Here is a 15,076-nt window from a genome sequence, read left to right as displayed (position 1 = left end):
CGCCGAGGAGCCGGCCCGCCTGATGCGGCGGGTGCCGGTCAGGGCCCAGGCCGGTGGTCGCCTGGCGTGCGCGGAGCGGTCGGCGCCGTCGAACAGTGACTCCGCCCGGCGGCGGAGTTCCTCCGCCGCCGCCCGGCGGTCCCGGTGCGGGGCCCGGCCACGGAGTCCGGTCGGCCGGCGGTGGCGGGCGCGGCCGTCGGAGCCGGGTGGGCGGCCCGGGCCGCTGGTTGCCGTCGCTGTGCGTGAGCGTGATCGAAGTGCCATGCCAGGAGGATCCGGCACATCACCCCATCCGCGATGATCTTGCTCGATTCCCGGGGATCACCGCCCGATTGTGGACAACTCCGTCACCCGTACGAGCGCGTCGAGACCACGACCCCCAGCAGTCCGGGCCCCGTGTGCGCCCCGATCACCGCACCCACCTCGCTGACATGCAGGTCGGCCAGTCCCGGCAGCCGGGTCCGCAGCCGGTCCGCGAGGGCCGACGCGCGCTCCTGCGCGGCGAGATGGTGAACGGCGACGTCTACCTCCGCACCGCCCGCCCGCTCGGCCGCGATCTCCTCCAGGCGGGCGATCGCCTTCGACGCCGTACGCACCTTCTCCAGTGGTTCGATACGACCGCCCGCCAGCTGCAGCAGCGGCTTGACCGCGAGGGCCGAACCCAGCAGGGCCTGCGCGGCACCGATCCGGCCGCCCCGGCGCAGATAGTCGAGCGTGTCGACGTAGAAGTAGGCGGACGTGTCCGCCGCCCGCTTCTCCGCGGCCGTGACCGCCTCGTCCACCGTGCCGCCCGCCTCCGCGGTCTCCGCCGCCGTCAGCGCGCAGAACCCGAGCGCCATCGCGATCATGCCGGTGTCCACCACCCGCACCGGCACGGGCGCCTCACGGGCGGCCACGACCGCCGCGTCGTACGTGCCGGAGAGCTCGGCGGAGAGGTGGAGGGAGACGATGCCGGTCGCGCCGGACTCGGCGACCCTGCGGTAGGTCTCGGCGAACACCTCGGGGCCGGGCCGTGAGGTGGTGACCGGGCGCCGCTTCTGCAAAGCCTGGGCGAGGGAGCGGGTGGAGATCTCGGTGCCCTCTTCGAGCGCGCGGTCGCCGAGGACCACGGTCAGAGGTACCGCCGTGATGCGGTGCCGCTCCATCGTCCGGGCCGGCAGGTAGGCCGTTGAATCGGTGACGATCGCGACATGGCGGGACATGAGCTGGAGGTTACCTGCCGTAGTGCCCGTGCGGCAGCCCGGCCTCGCGGGACGGGTTCGAGGGTGGCCGGATCAGAGGGTGCTCACGTGGTGCTCACGTGGTGCTCTCGGGGCGGGGCTTCTTCTGCCAAGGGTAGGTGGGACGCGGTGCCGGCGGGGTGATGGCGGGCCGGGCGGGCTGCTGTTCCGGTTCCTTCGCCGGGGCGGGCTCGGGGGTGTCCTGCCAGGTATGCCCGGCCGCCGGGGCGTCGGCGGCGGGGGCCTCGGGCCAGGGCGGGGGTGCCGGGTGCTGCTCCGTGGTGGTCCAGTGGCGCAGGGCCCCGGCCTCCATGCCGATCTGCTCGCTCAGCGAGTCCAGGTCGTCGGAGGCGAAACGGCGCGCGCGGTCGCGGGCCGCCCAGCGCAGGGAGTCCGCGGAGCTCGTGACGCGCTCGGTGCGCTCGCGCAGCTCGGGCAGCCGGGCGGCGAGGGCGGTGCGGTCCGGTTCGGACTCCAGACGCCTGAGTTCGCCGTCCAGTTCGTGGCCGTGCGCGCTGAGTCGCTGGAAGAGGCCGAGGGACTCCTTGAGGGACTCGTCCTCGGCGACGGCGGCCTCCAGGGCGTCCTGGGTGGCCCGCATGGAACTGCGCAGCCCCAGCCGGAGCTGGGCGATCTCACCGGCCGGGCCGGGCTGCACGAAGGCCTTGGCCCGCAGGGTGTGGTCCTCGACCGTGCGACGGGCCTGGGTGATGTGGCGGTCCGCGCTGCGCTTGGCGGCGCCGACGACCTTCACCGTGGCGTAGGCGCCGAGCACGACGAAGAGCACGAAAAGCAGGGCGACCACTGCGAACACCGCTTCCACGAAGCTCCTCCTCCGGGCCCCTTCGGCCTGTTCCGGCGCACTTCGCGCCGCTCTTCAACGGTAAACGCAGCGGGCAGGTCCGGAGTTCCTGAAAAACCCCGAACCTGCCCGTAGGGGACCACCCGGACCACCGGGACCACCAGGGTCACCGGGACCACCAGAGCCACCGAGACCACCGGGCACCCTGAAGCCCGTCCGGCGGATCATGCCGGACGGGCCCTGACGCCCACCTCACGCCGGGACGATGTTCACCAGCTTCGGCGCCCGGACGATCACCTTGCGGATCCCGGCGCCGTCCAGCGCCGCGACGACCCGCTCGTCGGCCAGCGCGACCTTCTCCAGCTCGTCCTCGGCGATACCCGGGGACACCTCCAGCCGCGCCTTCACCTTGCCCTTGATCTGCACGACACAGGTGACGGTCTCGTCGACCACGTACGCCGGGTCGGCCACCGGGAAGTCCTGGTGCACCACCGAGTCCGCGTGCCCCAGCTTGCGCCACAGCTCCTCGGCGATGTGCGGGGCCAGCGGAGCGACCAGCAGCACCAGGGACTCCGCGACGGAGCGCGGCAGCGCGCCCGACCGCTTGGTCAGGTGGTTGTTCAGCTCGGTGACCTTGGCGATGGCGGTGTTGAACCGCATGCCCTCCAGGTCGCCGCGCACGCCGTCGATCGCCTTGTGCAGGGCGCGCAGGGTGTCCTCGTCGACCTCCTCGGTGTCGACGACGGTCACCTCACCGCTCGCCTCGTCGACGATGTTGCGCCACAGCCGCTGCAGCAGCCGGAACTGACCGACCACCGCGCGGGTGTCCCACGGCCGGGACACGTCCAGCGGGCCCATGGCCATCTCGTACAGGCGCAGCGTGTCGGCCCCGTACTCGGCGCAGATCTCGTCCGGAGTGACCGCGTTCTTCAGGGACTTGCCCATCTTGCCCAGCAGCCGGGAGACCCTCTCGCCCTGGTACCAGTATCCGCCGTCGCGCTCCTCCACCTCGGCGGCCGGTACGGCGATGCCCCGGCTGTCGCGGTAGACGTAGGCCTGGATCATGCCCTGGTTGAACAGCTTGTGGAACGGCTCCGCGGACGACACGTGTCCCAGGTCGTACAGCACCTTGGACCAGAAGCGGGCGTACAGCAGGTGCAGTACGGCGTGTTCGGCGCCGCCGACGTACAGGTCGACGCCGCCGTGCGGCATGCCCTCGCGCGGGCCCATCCAGTACTGCTCGACGGCCGGGTCGACCAGCTTGTCGCTGTTGTGCGGGTCCAGGTAGCGCAGCTCGTACCAGCAGGAACCGGCCCAGTTGGGCATGGTGTTGGTCTCGCGGCGGTACGCGCGCGGACCGCGGCCGTCGCCCAGGTCCAGGGTGACGTGGACCCAGTCCTCGTTGCGCGACAGCGGCGTCTCGGGCTGGGTGTCGGCGTCGTCCGGGTCGAAGGTGCGCGGGCTGTAGTCCTCGACCTCGGGCAGCTCCAGCGGCAGCATCGACTCGGGCAGGGGGTGGGCGATGCCGTCCTCGTCGTAGACGATCGGGAAGGGCTCTCCCCAGTAGCGCTGCCGGCTGAACAGCCAGTCGCGCAGGCGGAAGTTGACAGTGCCCTCGCCGTGGCCCTCGCTCTCCAGCCACTCGATGATGCGCGCCTTGGCCTCGGCGACGCCCAGGCCGTCCAGGGAGACCTTGTCGTTCGACGAGTTGATGATCCTGGCGTCGTACGACGCGAAGGCGTTCTCCCAGGTCGAGGTGTCCGTGCCCCGGCCGTCGGTGGGCTCGACGATGCAGCGGATCGGCAGCTCGAAGGCGCGCGCGAACTCGAAGTCGCGCTGGTCGCCGGCGGGGACGGCCATGATCGCGCCGGTGCCGTAGCCCATCAGGACGTAGTCGGCGATGAAGACGGGGACCTGCTCGCCGTTGACCGGGTTGGTGGCGTACGCGCCGATGAAGACGCCGGTCTTGTCCTTGGCCTCGGCCTGCCGCTCGACGTCGGACTTGGAGGCGGCCTGCGCGCGGTAGGCGGCGACGGCCTCCGCGGGCGTGGCGTGTCCCCCGGTCCACACCTCGTGGGTGCCCTCGGGCCACTTTTGGGGCGTGAACTTCTCGACCAGCGGGTGCTCGGGCGCCAGCACCATGTAGGTCGCGCCGAACAGGGTGTCGGGGCGGGTGGTGAAGACGGTGATGTTCTCGCCGTCGATGGGGAAGTCGACGCGGGCGCCCTCGGAGCGGCCGATCCAGTTGCGCTGCTGCAGCTTGATGGCCTCGGGCCAGTCCAGCGCGTCCAGGTCGTCGAGCAGCCGGTCGGCGTAGGCGGTGATCCGCATGTTCCACTGGCGCAGCTTGGCCTTGAAGACGGGGAAGTTGCCGCGCTCGGAGCGGCCCTCGGCGGTGACCTCCTCGTTGGCCAGCACGGTGCCCAGGCCGGGGCACCAGTTGACCGGCGCGTCGGAGGCGTAGGCCAGGCGGTGCTCGCCCAGGACGTCGGCGCGCTCGGCCTCGGTCAGCTCGCTCCAGGAGCGGTCGCCGGGGACGCCGCGCTCACCGGACTCGAACCGCTCGACCAGCTCGGCGATCGGGCGGGCCCGCTTCGCCTCGTCGTCGTACCAGGAGTTGAAGATCTGCAGGAAGATCCACTGGGTCCACTTGTAGTAGTCCGGGTCGATCGTGGCGAACGACCGGCGCTTGTCGTGGCCCAGGCCCAGCCGGCGCAGCTGGGACTTCATGTTCTCCATGTTGGCCTCGGTCGACACGCGCGGGTGCGTGCCGGTCTGCACCGCGTACTGCTCGGCGGGCAGGCCGAAGGCGTCGAAGCCCAGGGTGTGCAGGACGTTGTGCCCGGTCATGCGCTGGAAGCGGGCGAAGACGTCGGTGGCGATGTAGCCCAGCGGGTGTCCGACGTGCAGTCCGGCACCGGAGGGGTACGGGAACATGTCCATGATGAACTTCTTGGGCCTGGCGGCCGTCTCCGGATCACCCGACAGGTCACCGCTCGGATTGGGCGCGGCGTACGTCCCCTCGGCGTCCCAGAAGTCCTGCCAGCGTGCCTCGATCTCGGCCGCCAGGGCGGCCGTGTAGCGGTGCGGCGCGGCCTCCGCGGCTGCGGTGGCAGCGGGGTTCGTCTCGCTCATGATCCTCAATGCTCCATCGATCGTCTCTGCCTGCTGCTGCGGCTTCCCGGAAATGAAAAATCCCCTCGCACAGGAGGGGACGCCGCGCCGATTCCGACCTGCCGGTCACCGGCGGTCGGGACTGATCAGCGCGGCTCGCTAAGCAGAAGGCGTACGGCACGCATGGCGCCAGGGTACCGCAGCCACCGATCCGGTCGCGACGCGCTTCCACGACACACTGACCCAAAGTCAAAGGTTACTTCGCGTAACAACCACTAAGGGACATCACAACAGCCTCATTGTCTTTTGATAACAGCGCAATAACTCAAACCTCGTACTCATCGGTATGACGAGCCTTAGAGTTCGGCAGCGGGACCGCTTTACCGAACCTTCGGAGTTGCCCCCATGAACCCTCGTCCAGACAGCAGCCCACCCCCCGCTCGGGGCCGGTCGGCTGCGGTTCCGCCGTGCCCGCTCCGCGTCGTGACGCCGGGAGGCAGGTCGTGAGGCCGGACGACAGCACGGCGGACGACTGGTTCGCCGAGTTCCTCAACTTCGGCGTGGGCGTCCTGTCGCTCGTCTGCCTCAGCTGCTCGGTGATCTGGGGGCTCGTCGCCCAGGACCGGATCCTGCTGGGTCCCCGCCAGCGGATCCTGGCGCAGGCGGTGCACCGGACCACCGCGGTCGCCTCGATCGCCTTCCTGCTGGTGCACATAGGCATCAAGCTGGCCCTGGACCACACCACCTGGATCGCCGCGGTCATCCCCTTCGGGCTGGCCCTCACGGACGACGAGGCCGTCGCCGGCCGGTCCTTCCTCATCGGGCTCGGCACCCTCGCCGGCCTGCTGATGATCTTCGTCGGCATCACCGGCGTGCTGCGCAACCGCTTCGCCTCCCCGGCGCCGGTCGCGGCCCGCTGGCGGGCGATGCACATGCTGGCCTATCCGGCCTGGTGCGCCGCGCTGGTGCACGGCCTCTACGCGGGTCGAGCGGCGAAGCCGGTCTTCCTGATCCTCTACGGACTGTCCCTGGTCGGCGTCATGGCGGCCCTCGCCGTGCGCGCCTCCCCGCCCCGCGTGAAGCGCAGAATCGCCGACCGGATCACCGCGCTGCTCGGCACCGCCGACCAGCAGCGGAGTCGCGAGGAACGGTTGGAGGAGAGCAGGTCCCGGGCGGCCGGGTCCTCCCTGCCGGGATACGGCGGCGGGCGCGGCCCCGCACGGGGCGACGGGCGCCCGCGCGGGGAAGGTGACCGGCGGGGCGAACGCCCGCGCGGCGAACGCCCGCTGTACGAGACCGCCGAACGCGCCCCCGCCCCGGAACCGGCGAACGGCTTCGCGGCCGCCTACCGCGCGGTGTCGACGCCCGGCCGCCCGCCCGCCGGACAGACGCCCCTCACCGACGCGACCGCCCGCATGGAGCTGCCGCCGGACATGCGGCCCACGGAGGCCGTCCCGCGCGTGGACGGTCCCTCCAGCACCTCGGGCAACTGGCCGATCCCGTCCCCGCCACCGGTCGGCGAGGCCCCGCCGTCGGCGTACGACCCGCTCCAGGACACCGGATACAGCATCCCGGCCTATGACAATTCGGCCGCCTCCGGCTTCGATTCACGTGATGTGTACGACACCGGTGAGACGAACGGCCTCTACGCCACGTACAACCCGAGTGACACGTACAACAGCGGTCCCGCCAATGAACCACTCCCCGGTGCGTCGCCCTCGTCGTCCTACGACTTCGACGCACCGGGTTCGGGCGAACCTTGGAACACGCCGTCCGGAGGCTATAAGTGAACGAGGCCCTGCCCGACGTACCCGAAGTCCGCGTGGTCGGGCTTCCCCAGCTCACGTCGGGTTTCGACCTTGTCGACCGGCTCGATCTGCCCATGCACCTCAAGGTGCACGGGCCGCTCGAGCCGCTGGGCGGTGAGCAGCTCGCCCAGCTCGCCGAACGCATCAACCTCAGGGGCCGCGGCGGCGCGGGATTCCCCTTCCACAAGAAGCTGCGCTCGGTCGCCGAAACGGCGATCAAGCGCGGCGTGAGGCCGGTCGTCGTCGTCAACGGCAGCGAGGACGAGCCGGCCTGCCGCAAGGACACGGTGCTGATCAACCGTGCTCCGCACCTCATCCTGGACGGCGCGCTGCTGTGCGCCGAGGCCATGGGTGCCCGCACGCTCGTGGTGGGGGTCACCCGGGAGTCCACCCAGCGCTCCATGGAGGCCGCGCTCGCCGAGCGCGGCCTGAACAACGGACGCCGCTCCGCGCTGCGTGCCCGCGTGCAGCGCAACCCGGTCCGCATGGTCACCGGTGCCGCGGCCTCCCTGATCCGCTCCATCGACGGCGGCCCGGCGATCCCGCCGGGCCGCAAGACCAGCGCCTCGAAGAACGGCGTCGGCGGCGCGCCCACGCTGCTGTCCAACGCCGAGACCTTCGCCCAGCTCGCCATCGCCGCCCGCATCGGCCCGGAGCGCTACGGCAACACCGGCCTCTACGACGAGCCGGGCACCGTGATGCTCACGGTGTCCGGGGCGGTGGCCCGCCCCATGGTGATCGAGGTGCCGACGGGGGTGCCGCTGCGCTACGTCCTGCAGCTCGCCGGTGCCCCACCGATGCCGCAGGGGGTGCTGACGGGCGGCTACCACGGCAAGTGGATCGACGCGGCGACCGTCAACGAGGCGATCGTCTCCCGCAACTCCCTGGACGCGGTGGGCGGTTCGCTGGGCGCGGGCGCCATCCTGCCGATCAGTCAGGACACCTGCCCGCTGGGCGAGTCGCTGCGGGTCGCCCAGTGGCTGGCGGAGGAGAGCGCCGGCCAGTGCGGCCCCTGCTACCTGGGGCTGCCGGCCGCCGCGCGCGGCCTCGAGGACATCCTCAACGGCGGCGGTCCCGCCGCCCTGGAGGCGGTCAAGCAGGTCGCCAAGAACGTGAAGCGGCGCGGGGCGTGTTCACACCCGGACGGCTCCGCGATGTTCCTGGAGTCGACCCTCAAGGCGTTCACCGACGACCTCGCCGCCCATGTCCTCGGCAACGGCTGCGGACGGCCCGTGGCGGGCGTCCTGCCGCTCTTCGAAGGGGGCAGGGCCCCTACGGGCATCCCGGGCGGCGGCGGGGAGGAGAACGGGCCCAGCCGCCAGAAGATCTACGTCGACTGGACGCTGTGCCGGGGCCACGGCCTGTGCGCGGACATCCTCCCGGAGGTCTTCCAGCTCGGCGCGGACGGCTTCCCGACGGTGGCCCAGGCGCAGGTGCCGCGTTTCGCGGAGGCGAAGGCGCTGCGGGCGGTGCGCCGCTGCCCGGCACTGGCCCTGCGCATCGAGGACGAGGCGCCCCAGGCCAAGGCACCGTCCCGCAATCTGCCGGTGCTCTCGCAGGGGCGCGGCCGGCGCGCCCTGGGCCGCTGAGGTTGCGCCCTGGGCCGCTGAGGTTGCGCCCTCACCACCGGTGAGGGCGCAACCAGCGAGGACAGAAGCAACAAGGGCAGAACCAGCGAGGGCGGACCATCCGTTCGGATGATCCGCCCTCTACTTCTGTGGAGCTAAGGAGAATTGAACTCCTGACCTCCTGCATGCCATGCAGGCGCTCTACCAACTGAGCTATAGCCCCTTGTGTCGCTCCGCCCGGTTTCCCCGGCGGCGACGCCAACTTTACACGGTCGACCCGGGCCAACACCAAATCGATTTCACTTCGCTCACCTATGTCCCGAATTCCCCCTGCCGAGGGTTACGCGGTCACGAACGAATAGAAGCGCTTGAGCGTGCAGTGCTCCTCCAGCAGCCGGCCGTAGATCGGCTCCCCCTCGAGTTCGCGGTACGTCTCGATGGGGTCGCCTTTTATGATCAGCGCCCGCGCGCATTCCTCGCACCAGTACTGGTAGTCGGGATTGATCGGCTCCATGTCCCGGACGATCGGCGTGCCGCTGCCGCACCAGTCGCACTTCCGCCTGTGTGCACCCATCGATCAGCTCCAGCTGTGGCCGCAGGCCGTGCGCACGTAGGACACCCCGCCGTTGTCGTCGAGCACCTGGGCGACGTGCGCGGAGCCGCGGGAAGGGCAGCCGGGGCGGGTCGAGGTCCGTGGCGTCGACACCGTTCCGAGAAGGTGGTCGACCTCCTCGAGGATGCTCGCAGGCATCACAACTCCCTCCCGTCGGGCCGCGCCCCCCTTCCGGCCGTTTGATTCTGCCACGGCCGGGCCGACACGGTCAGCGACGCCGTGGTACCGGTCGGGACACGGCTCTACGCCTCGCAGAGGTATACGCGTGCCAGGACCGTGCTGCTCACCGGCGGGCAACGAAAGATCCCGCCTCCCTGGGGGAGGCGGGATCTTCGTCATGTGGAGCTAAGGAGAATTGAACTCCTGACCTCCTGCATGCCATGCAGGCGCTCTACCAACTGAGCTATAGCCCCTGGTTGCCACACGGGGTGACCTCCTGGTGTTCCGTCCCGCTCGGCGGGGCGAACAAGAAGAACTTTAGCCTGCGACCTGCCGGAAAGTGAAATCCGGGTCCCGGGGCGTCCCGGGGCCGGATCGGAGCGCACTCAGTCGTCGTCGCCGAGCACCGGTTCCGGCAGGGTGCCGGCGTTGTGCTCGAGCAGCCGCCAGCCCCGGGCGCCCTCGCCGAGGACGGACCAGCAGCAGTTGGTGAGACCGCCCAGGCTCTCCCAGTTGTGCGGGTCGAGTCCGAGCAGCCGGCCGATGGTGGTGCGGATGGTGCCGCCGTGGCTGACCACGACGAGCGTGCCGTCCTCCGGGAGCTTCTCGACGTGCCGCAGCACCACAGGGGCGGCGCGGTCGGCGACCTCGGTCTCCAGCTCGCCACCGCCCCGGCGGACCGGCTCACCGCGCTTCCACGCGGTGTACTCGTCGCCGTACCTGACGATGATCTCGTCGTGCGTCAGGCCCTGCCAGACGCCCGCGTAGGTCTCCCGCAGGGCCTCGTCGTGGACGACGTCCAGGCCGGTGAGCGCGGCGAGCTCGGCGGCGGTGGCCGCGGCCCGCTTCAGGTCCGAGGCGACGATCGCGTCGGGCTTCAGCCCCGCGAGCAGGCGGGCGGCCCGGCGGGCCTGGGCGACACCGGTCTCGGTGAGGTCCACGTCCGTGGAGCCCTGGAAGCGGCGCTCCACGTTCCAGGACGTCTGGCCGTGCCGCCACAGGATGACGCGGCGGCCCCGGCGCGCGGACCCGCTCACCTCACCGGTGGCGCTCACCGCCAGTCACCGCCGGGCTGCGCCGCCTCCTCGGCCTCCTGGAGCTTCGCGTGCTCGGCGGCCTTGCCGCGGGTGGCCCGGGCGTCCTCGGGCAGCTCCAGTTCGGGGCAGTCCTTCCACAGCCGCTCCAGGGCGTAGAAGACGCGCTCCTCGCTGTGCTGGACGTGGACGACGATGTCGACGTAGTCGAGCAGCACCCAGCGGGCCTCGCGGTCGCCCTCGCGGCGGACCGGCTTGGCGCCGAGCTCCTTGCTGAGCCGCTCCTCGATCTCGTCGACGATCGATTTGACCTGGCGGTCATTGGGTGCGGAGGCCAGCAGGAAGGCGTCGGTGATGGACAGCACGTCACTGACGTCGTAGGCGACGATGTCGTGCGCGAGCTTGTCGGCGGCCGCCTGGGCGGCGGTGGTGACGAGCTCGAGGGAACGGTCGGTTGCGGTCACTACAAGGCTTTCGGTCGGTGGACACTTGCCCTCAAGGGTCTCACGGACCGCCGGGCGCACCCCACGCCATGACGGAGGGCGCGCCCGGAGAGCGCTAGGAGCCGGGGTCGTAGTCCTGCCCGAGGACGACCGAGACCCGGGCGTTCGCGGAGACCTCGCCCTTGGTGACGGAGTCGGCGGGCAGCCCCAGGGTCTTGGCGACCTCGCCGGCGTTCTCCTTGTCGGCGGCGTCCGCGTAGACGACCTTCGAGGTCGCCTCCGAGGCGGCGGCGGTACCGGCCTCCCGGAAGGTGAAGCCGCCGTTGAGGAGCACCACGCGGGCCTTCTCGGTGCGGTTCTCCACCCCGGTGGCGTTGCGGACGGAGACGCTGACCGCGGCGTCCGGGTCGGGGCTCTTGGCGGTGCCGCCGAGGACGTCCTTGACCACGCTGTCGCTCGCCTGGGCGGTGAGCGTGCCGTCGTCCTGCACGGGCAGCACGGCGCTCTTGTGGTCGCCGCCCTTGGCCAGTTCGGAGAGCCGGGCGAGGAAGGAGCCGAGGTCCTTGTCGGTGAGCGGCGGCTCGATGATCTGCCCGAGGGTCTGGATGGTGGTCGTGGCGGCGTCCGGGTCGGAGGTCATCTTGCGCAGGACACCGTGCAGGACCTGCCCGAACCGCTCCAGCTGGGCGTTCCGGGCCTCGCCGGAGCCGCGGTGGGTGGCGTAGGCGACGGCCATCTTGCCGCTGAGGGTCTGGCCCTTCCCCTTCTTGACCAGGGGCGCCTCGCCCTTCTTCCCGGCGTCCGGGTCGGGCACGTCGGTGTCGGTGTCGACCTCGATGTTGCCGACGAGGTCGACGAGGGTGAGCAGGAACGGGGTGTCCAGCCGCCAGGTGCCCTCGATGTCCGTGCCGAGGACGGTGTCGAGGGCGGTCCTGGTGCCTTCGGAGCCGTCGTCCTCGACCGACTTGGCGAGCGTGGTGGTGGTGCCGTCGTCGGCGGTCAGGGCGAGGGAGTTGGGCAGCAGGACGGTGGTGCCCTGCCCGGTGGTGGTGTTGTCGACGAGCAGGGCGGTGGCGGTGCCGCCGCCTGTGGTGTCGTGCAGGTGTACGACGATCACGTCCCGCTTCTGGGCGCCCGCGGCCGTCGTGGTGCCCGTGCCGGAGCCGGAGTCGGACAGGCCCGGCAGTTTCCCGGCGTACCAGAGGTAGCCGACGCCACCGGCCGCGACCAGGGCGAACACCACGACCAGGGCGACGATCCGGCTGCGGGCGCGGCGCTTGGCCTCCTCCCGGCGCTCGGTGCGGTTCTCGGTGAACTTCATCCAGTCGATGACGTCCTCGGAGTCGCCGTCGGGCTCCTCGACGAACGCGAACTGCTCGGTGCGGTACTCCGGTGCGGGCCCGTCGGGACCCCGCTCGTCGTCGGCCGGGCCGGGCTGCTGCGGGATGTGCGCGGTCTGCTCGGCGACGCGGGGCTGCTGCCCGGTGTGCGCGCTCTGCCCGTAGGGGTCGTACGGGGCCCCCTGGCCGCCTTGGCCGCCCTGCTGGGTGCCGTAGGCGTCGTAGGCGTCGTAGGACGGTGCCTGCGGCTGCTGCGGGGCCCCGGTCCCGGTCCCGTAGGGGTCGTACGGGGGCTGCTGGTGTCCGCCCGTGCCGTACGGGTCGTAGCCGTAGCCCTGCTGCTGGTACCCGTCGTCCTGCTGGTCCTGCCGGTCCTGCTGCCCCTGCCAGTCCTGCTGCCCCTGCCGGTCCTGCCGGTCCGTGGCCTGGCGGTAGACAGGCCGGCCGTACTCGTCGTAGCCGACGAGTTCGTACGGGGCGCCCCCGTCGGCCCCGTACCCCGCGTCGTATCGGTCGTTCACCGGTGCCCCTCTCGGCTCACTCGCCGCGGTACAGCTCGCGCTTGTCGATGTAGCGCACGACTCCGTCCGGCACCAGGTACCAGACGGGTTCTCCCTTGGCGACTCTCGCACGGCAGTCCGTCGAGGAGATGGCGAGGGCGGGGACCTCGACGAGCGAGACACCGCCCTCGGGCAGGCCCGCGTCGGTCAGGTGGTGGCCGGGCCGGGTCACGCCGATGAAGTGCGCCAGGGAGAACAGTTCCTCGCTGTCGCGCCAGGTGAGGATCTGGGCGAGGGCGTCGGCGCCGGTGATGAAGAACAGGTCCGTGTCCGGGTTGAGCGCGCGCAGGTCGCGCAGGGTGTCCACGGTGTAGGTGGGGCCGCCGCGGTCGATGTCGATGCGGCTCACCGAGAACTGCGGGTTCTCGGCGGTCGCGATGACCGTCATCAGATAGCGGTCCTCGGCGGCGGAGACCGCGCGGTGGCTCTTCTGCCACGGCTGGCCGGTGGGGACGAACACCACCTCGTCGAGGCGGAACTGCGCGGCGACCTCGCTGGCCGCCACCAGGTGTCCGTGGTGGATCGGGTCGAAGGTGCCGCCCATCACGCCGAGACGGCGCCTGCCCTGCCGCGCCGGGCCGCTGCCGGGGCCGGTAGGCATGTCCTGCTCTCCCATGCGTGCAGACCCTACCGGCCCGGCCTGAGAACCCCGTCCGCCAGGGCGGCCGGCGGGGGACTCAGCGGTCGCGGTTGAAGCGGGTGGTGATCCACAGCAGGAGCAGCAGGACGAACAGGGCGCCGCCGCCGGTGAGGTAGGGGTTGAGGCTCTCGTGGTTGCCACCGTGCTCTCCGCCCTCGGCGGCAAGGGTGGCGAACTGGGCAGCGGTGCTGGAGATGCTCATCTTCGGCAGGACCTATCGCGTGTGGGCGGTATAAAGACGTCGGCTCATCGTAAGCGGGCGCCTTCGCGCCGATCACGCCGACTCCGCCGTTGCGGGCCCGGTGGCGGGCGGAAGGAACCTTCCCCGCCGCCCAGTCGTCCTTCCGGCTGTAGCCGCGCGACAGGAACCACGCGGTGAGCGCACAGCCCACCACCATCACGATCGGAAGCACCCGGAGCGGAATCCCCGCGCCTCCTCGGCCGTCCCGCCGTCCGTCACCGCCCGTCCACGGTGACTCCGACCGGGCCGGACTCCGTCTCGGGGGAGCGAAGGGCCGCACACAGGGCCGCGAAGGGTCACTCAGACGCACATGGGGGATACATGTCCGACGGCCATCAGCACAACGGGCACGAGAGCGTGCCGAGCAGGCAGCGCAGGCGCTTCCCCGGTATCTCCTCGCGGGCGTACGAGCATCCGGCCGACCGCTCGGCGCTGGTGGCGCTGCGGAGGCTGAGCGGTTTCGACACGGTCTTCAAGGCGCTGAGCGGCCTGCTGCCCGAGCGCAGTCTGCGGCTGCTGTTCCTGTCCGACTCGGTGCGGGTCTCGGACCGGCAGTTCGCGCATCTCAACGACATGCTGCGGGACGCCTGCCACATCCTGGACCTGGAGAAGGTCCCGCCGATGTACGTCAACCAGGATCCGAATCCGAACGCGATGTGCATCGGCCTGGACGAGCCGATCATCGTGGTGACCACGGGTCTGGTGGAGCTGCTCGACGAGGAGGAGATGCGGGCGGTCGTCGGGCACGAGGTCGGGCACGCGCTGTCCGGGCACTCGGTGTACCGGACGATCCTGCTGTTCCTGACGTCGCTCGCGGTCCGGGTCGCGTGGATCCCGCTCGGCAATGTCGCGATCATGGCGATCGTGACGGCGCTGCGCGAGTGGTTCCGCAAGTCGGAGCTGTCCGCGGACCGCGCGGGGCTGCTGGTCGGCCAGGACCCGCAGGCCTCGATGCGCGGCCTGATGAAGATCGCGGGCGGCAACCACCTGCACGAGATGAACGTGGACGCGTTCCTGGAGCAGGCCGAGGAGTACGAGGCCGGGGGCGATCTGCGCGACTCCGTGCTGAAGATCCTCAACGTGCTGCCCCGCTCGCACCCGTTCACCACCGTGCGGGCGGCCGAGCTGAAGAAGTGGGCGGCCTCCCGCGACTACCAGCGGATCATGGACGGCCACTACCCGCGCCGCGACGAGGACAAGGACGCCTCGGTGCGGGACTCCTGGCGGGAGTCGGCGAGCAGCTACGCGGACGAGGTGCGCAACTCCAAGGACCCGCTGATGAAGCTGGTCAGCGACATCGCGGGCGGCGCCGGGGACCTGGGCGGCCGGGTCCGCCGCGGCTTCGGCGGTTTCACGTCCTCGGAGCCGAGGCCACCGAAGCCGGGCCCCCAGGAGCCGGGCACGCCGTCGGGCACGGAGGACGACGAGCCGCCGCGCGACGGGGCGTAGGAGATCGCCCCCGCCGCCCTTACCCTTCCCACCTCGGGGGCGCTACCCCCGGACCCCCGCTCCTCAAACGCCGGAGAGGCTGAAT

General features: G+C 71.2%; 13 protein-coding genes and 2 tRNA genes. 3 read left to right on the top strand and 12 right to left on the bottom strand.

Going from position 1 to position 15,076, the window contains the following annotated elements; genetic code table 11:
• Positions 1-347 precede the first annotated feature (347 nt).
• The 3 genes from ACFXAE_RS32515 to leuS form a co-directional block, all read right to left on the bottom strand.
• Complete coding sequence (locus ACFXAE_RS32515) at positions 348-1,202, bottom strand: DegV family protein (RefSeq protein WP_384722051.1); 855 nt, start codon at positions 1,200-1,202, stop codon at positions 348-350.
• Positions 1,203-1,296: 94 nt separating this feature from the next.
• Entirely contained in the window at positions 1,297-2,043 is a 747-nt protein-coding gene (locus tag ACFXAE_RS32510; protein ID WP_384722048.1) for a hypothetical protein, read from the bottom strand.
• A gap of 231 nt (positions 2,044-2,274) precedes the next feature.
• Positions 2,275-5,157, bottom strand: a complete 2,883-nt coding sequence (gene leuS, locus ACFXAE_RS32505) for a leucine--tRNA ligase (protein ID WP_384722045.1) — start codon at positions 5,155-5,157, stop codon at positions 2,275-2,277.
• A 482-nt stretch (positions 5,158-5,639) separates the two neighbouring features.
• Between leuS and ACFXAE_RS32500 the strand changes: the two genes are divergently transcribed.
• Positions 5,640-6,926 carry a cytochrome b/b6 domain-containing protein gene (locus ACFXAE_RS32500; RefSeq protein ID WP_384722042.1) on the top strand — a complete coding sequence of 429 codons (1,287 nt, stop codon included), beginning with the start codon at positions 5,640-5,642 and terminating at the stop codon, positions 6,924-6,926.
• The gene (locus ACFXAE_RS32495; RefSeq protein WP_384722039.1) at positions 6,923-8,533 is read left to right on the top strand and encodes an NADH-ubiquinone oxidoreductase-F iron-sulfur binding region domain-containing protein; all 1,611 of its coding nucleotides are present in this window, start codon (positions 6,923-6,925) and stop codon (positions 8,531-8,533) included. Before ACFXAE_RS32500 ends, ACFXAE_RS32495 begins: the two co-directional genes overlap by 4 nt.
• A gap of 129 nt (positions 8,534-8,662) precedes the next feature.
• On the opposite strand, the gene ACFXAE_RS32490 is transcribed toward ACFXAE_RS32495, so the two are convergent.
• The 9 genes from ACFXAE_RS32490 to ACFXAE_RS32450 form a co-directional block, all read right to left on the bottom strand.
• Positions 8,663-8,735: transfer RNA gene (locus tag ACFXAE_RS32490), tRNA-Ala, on the bottom strand.
• A gap of 117 nt (positions 8,736-8,852) precedes the next feature.
• Positions 8,853-9,086, bottom strand: coding sequence for a hypothetical protein (locus ACFXAE_RS32485; protein WP_006136074.1), 234 nt, complete (start codon positions 9,084-9,086; stop codon positions 8,853-8,855).
• Positions 9,087-9,089: 3 nt separating this feature from the next.
• Entirely contained in the window at positions 9,090-9,263 is a 174-nt protein-coding gene (locus ACFXAE_RS32480) for a hypothetical protein (protein WP_384722036.1), read from the bottom strand.
• Positions 9,264-9,465: 202 nt separating this feature from the next.
• Positions 9,466-9,538 (bottom strand) — tRNA-Ala (locus tag ACFXAE_RS32475).
• A gap of 132 nt (positions 9,539-9,670) precedes the next feature.
• The gene (locus ACFXAE_RS32470) at positions 9,671-10,345 is read right to left on the bottom strand and encodes a histidine phosphatase family protein (RefSeq protein ID WP_384722095.1); all 675 of its coding nucleotides are present in this window, start codon (positions 10,343-10,345) and stop codon (positions 9,671-9,673) included.
• The gene (gene rsfS, locus ACFXAE_RS32465; RefSeq protein WP_384722033.1) at positions 10,336-10,782 is read right to left on the bottom strand and encodes a ribosome silencing factor; all 447 of its coding nucleotides are present in this window, start codon (positions 10,780-10,782) and stop codon (positions 10,336-10,338) included. Before rsfS ends, ACFXAE_RS32470 begins: the two co-directional genes overlap by 10 nt.
• A 94-nt stretch (positions 10,783-10,876) precedes the next feature.
• A complete protein-coding gene (locus ACFXAE_RS32460; protein WP_384722029.1) occupies positions 10,877-12,622 on the bottom strand; it encodes a LytR C-terminal domain-containing protein in 1,746 nt (581 codons plus the stop codon).
• A 16-nt stretch (positions 12,623-12,638) separates the two neighbouring features.
• Entirely contained in the window at positions 12,639-13,277 is a 639-nt protein-coding gene (nadD, locus tag ACFXAE_RS32455; protein WP_384722026.1) for a nicotinate-nucleotide adenylyltransferase, read from the bottom strand.
• 61 nt (positions 13,278-13,338) lie between these two features.
• Positions 13,339-13,503 carry a hypothetical protein gene (locus tag ACFXAE_RS32450; protein ID WP_384722023.1) on the bottom strand — a complete coding sequence of 55 codons (165 nt, stop codon included), beginning with the start codon at positions 13,501-13,503 and terminating at the stop codon, positions 13,339-13,341.
• A gap of 360 nt (positions 13,504-13,863) precedes the next feature.
• On the opposite strand from ACFXAE_RS32450, the gene ACFXAE_RS32445 reads away from it, so the two are divergent.
• The gene (locus tag ACFXAE_RS32445; RefSeq protein WP_384722020.1) at positions 13,864-14,991 is read left to right on the top strand and encodes a M48 family metallopeptidase; all 1,128 of its coding nucleotides are present in this window, start codon (positions 13,864-13,866) and stop codon (positions 14,989-14,991) included.
• The last annotated feature ends 85 nt before the right edge of the window (positions 14,992-15,076 follow it).

The organism is Streptomyces sp. NPDC059454 (assembly GCF_042749965.1).
Taxonomy (GTDB): domain Bacteria; phylum Actinomycetota; class Actinomycetes; order Streptomycetales; family Streptomycetaceae; genus Streptomyces.
Note: the sequence above shows the minus strand (reverse complement) of the source record. Positions and strands in the feature narration are given on the sequence as shown.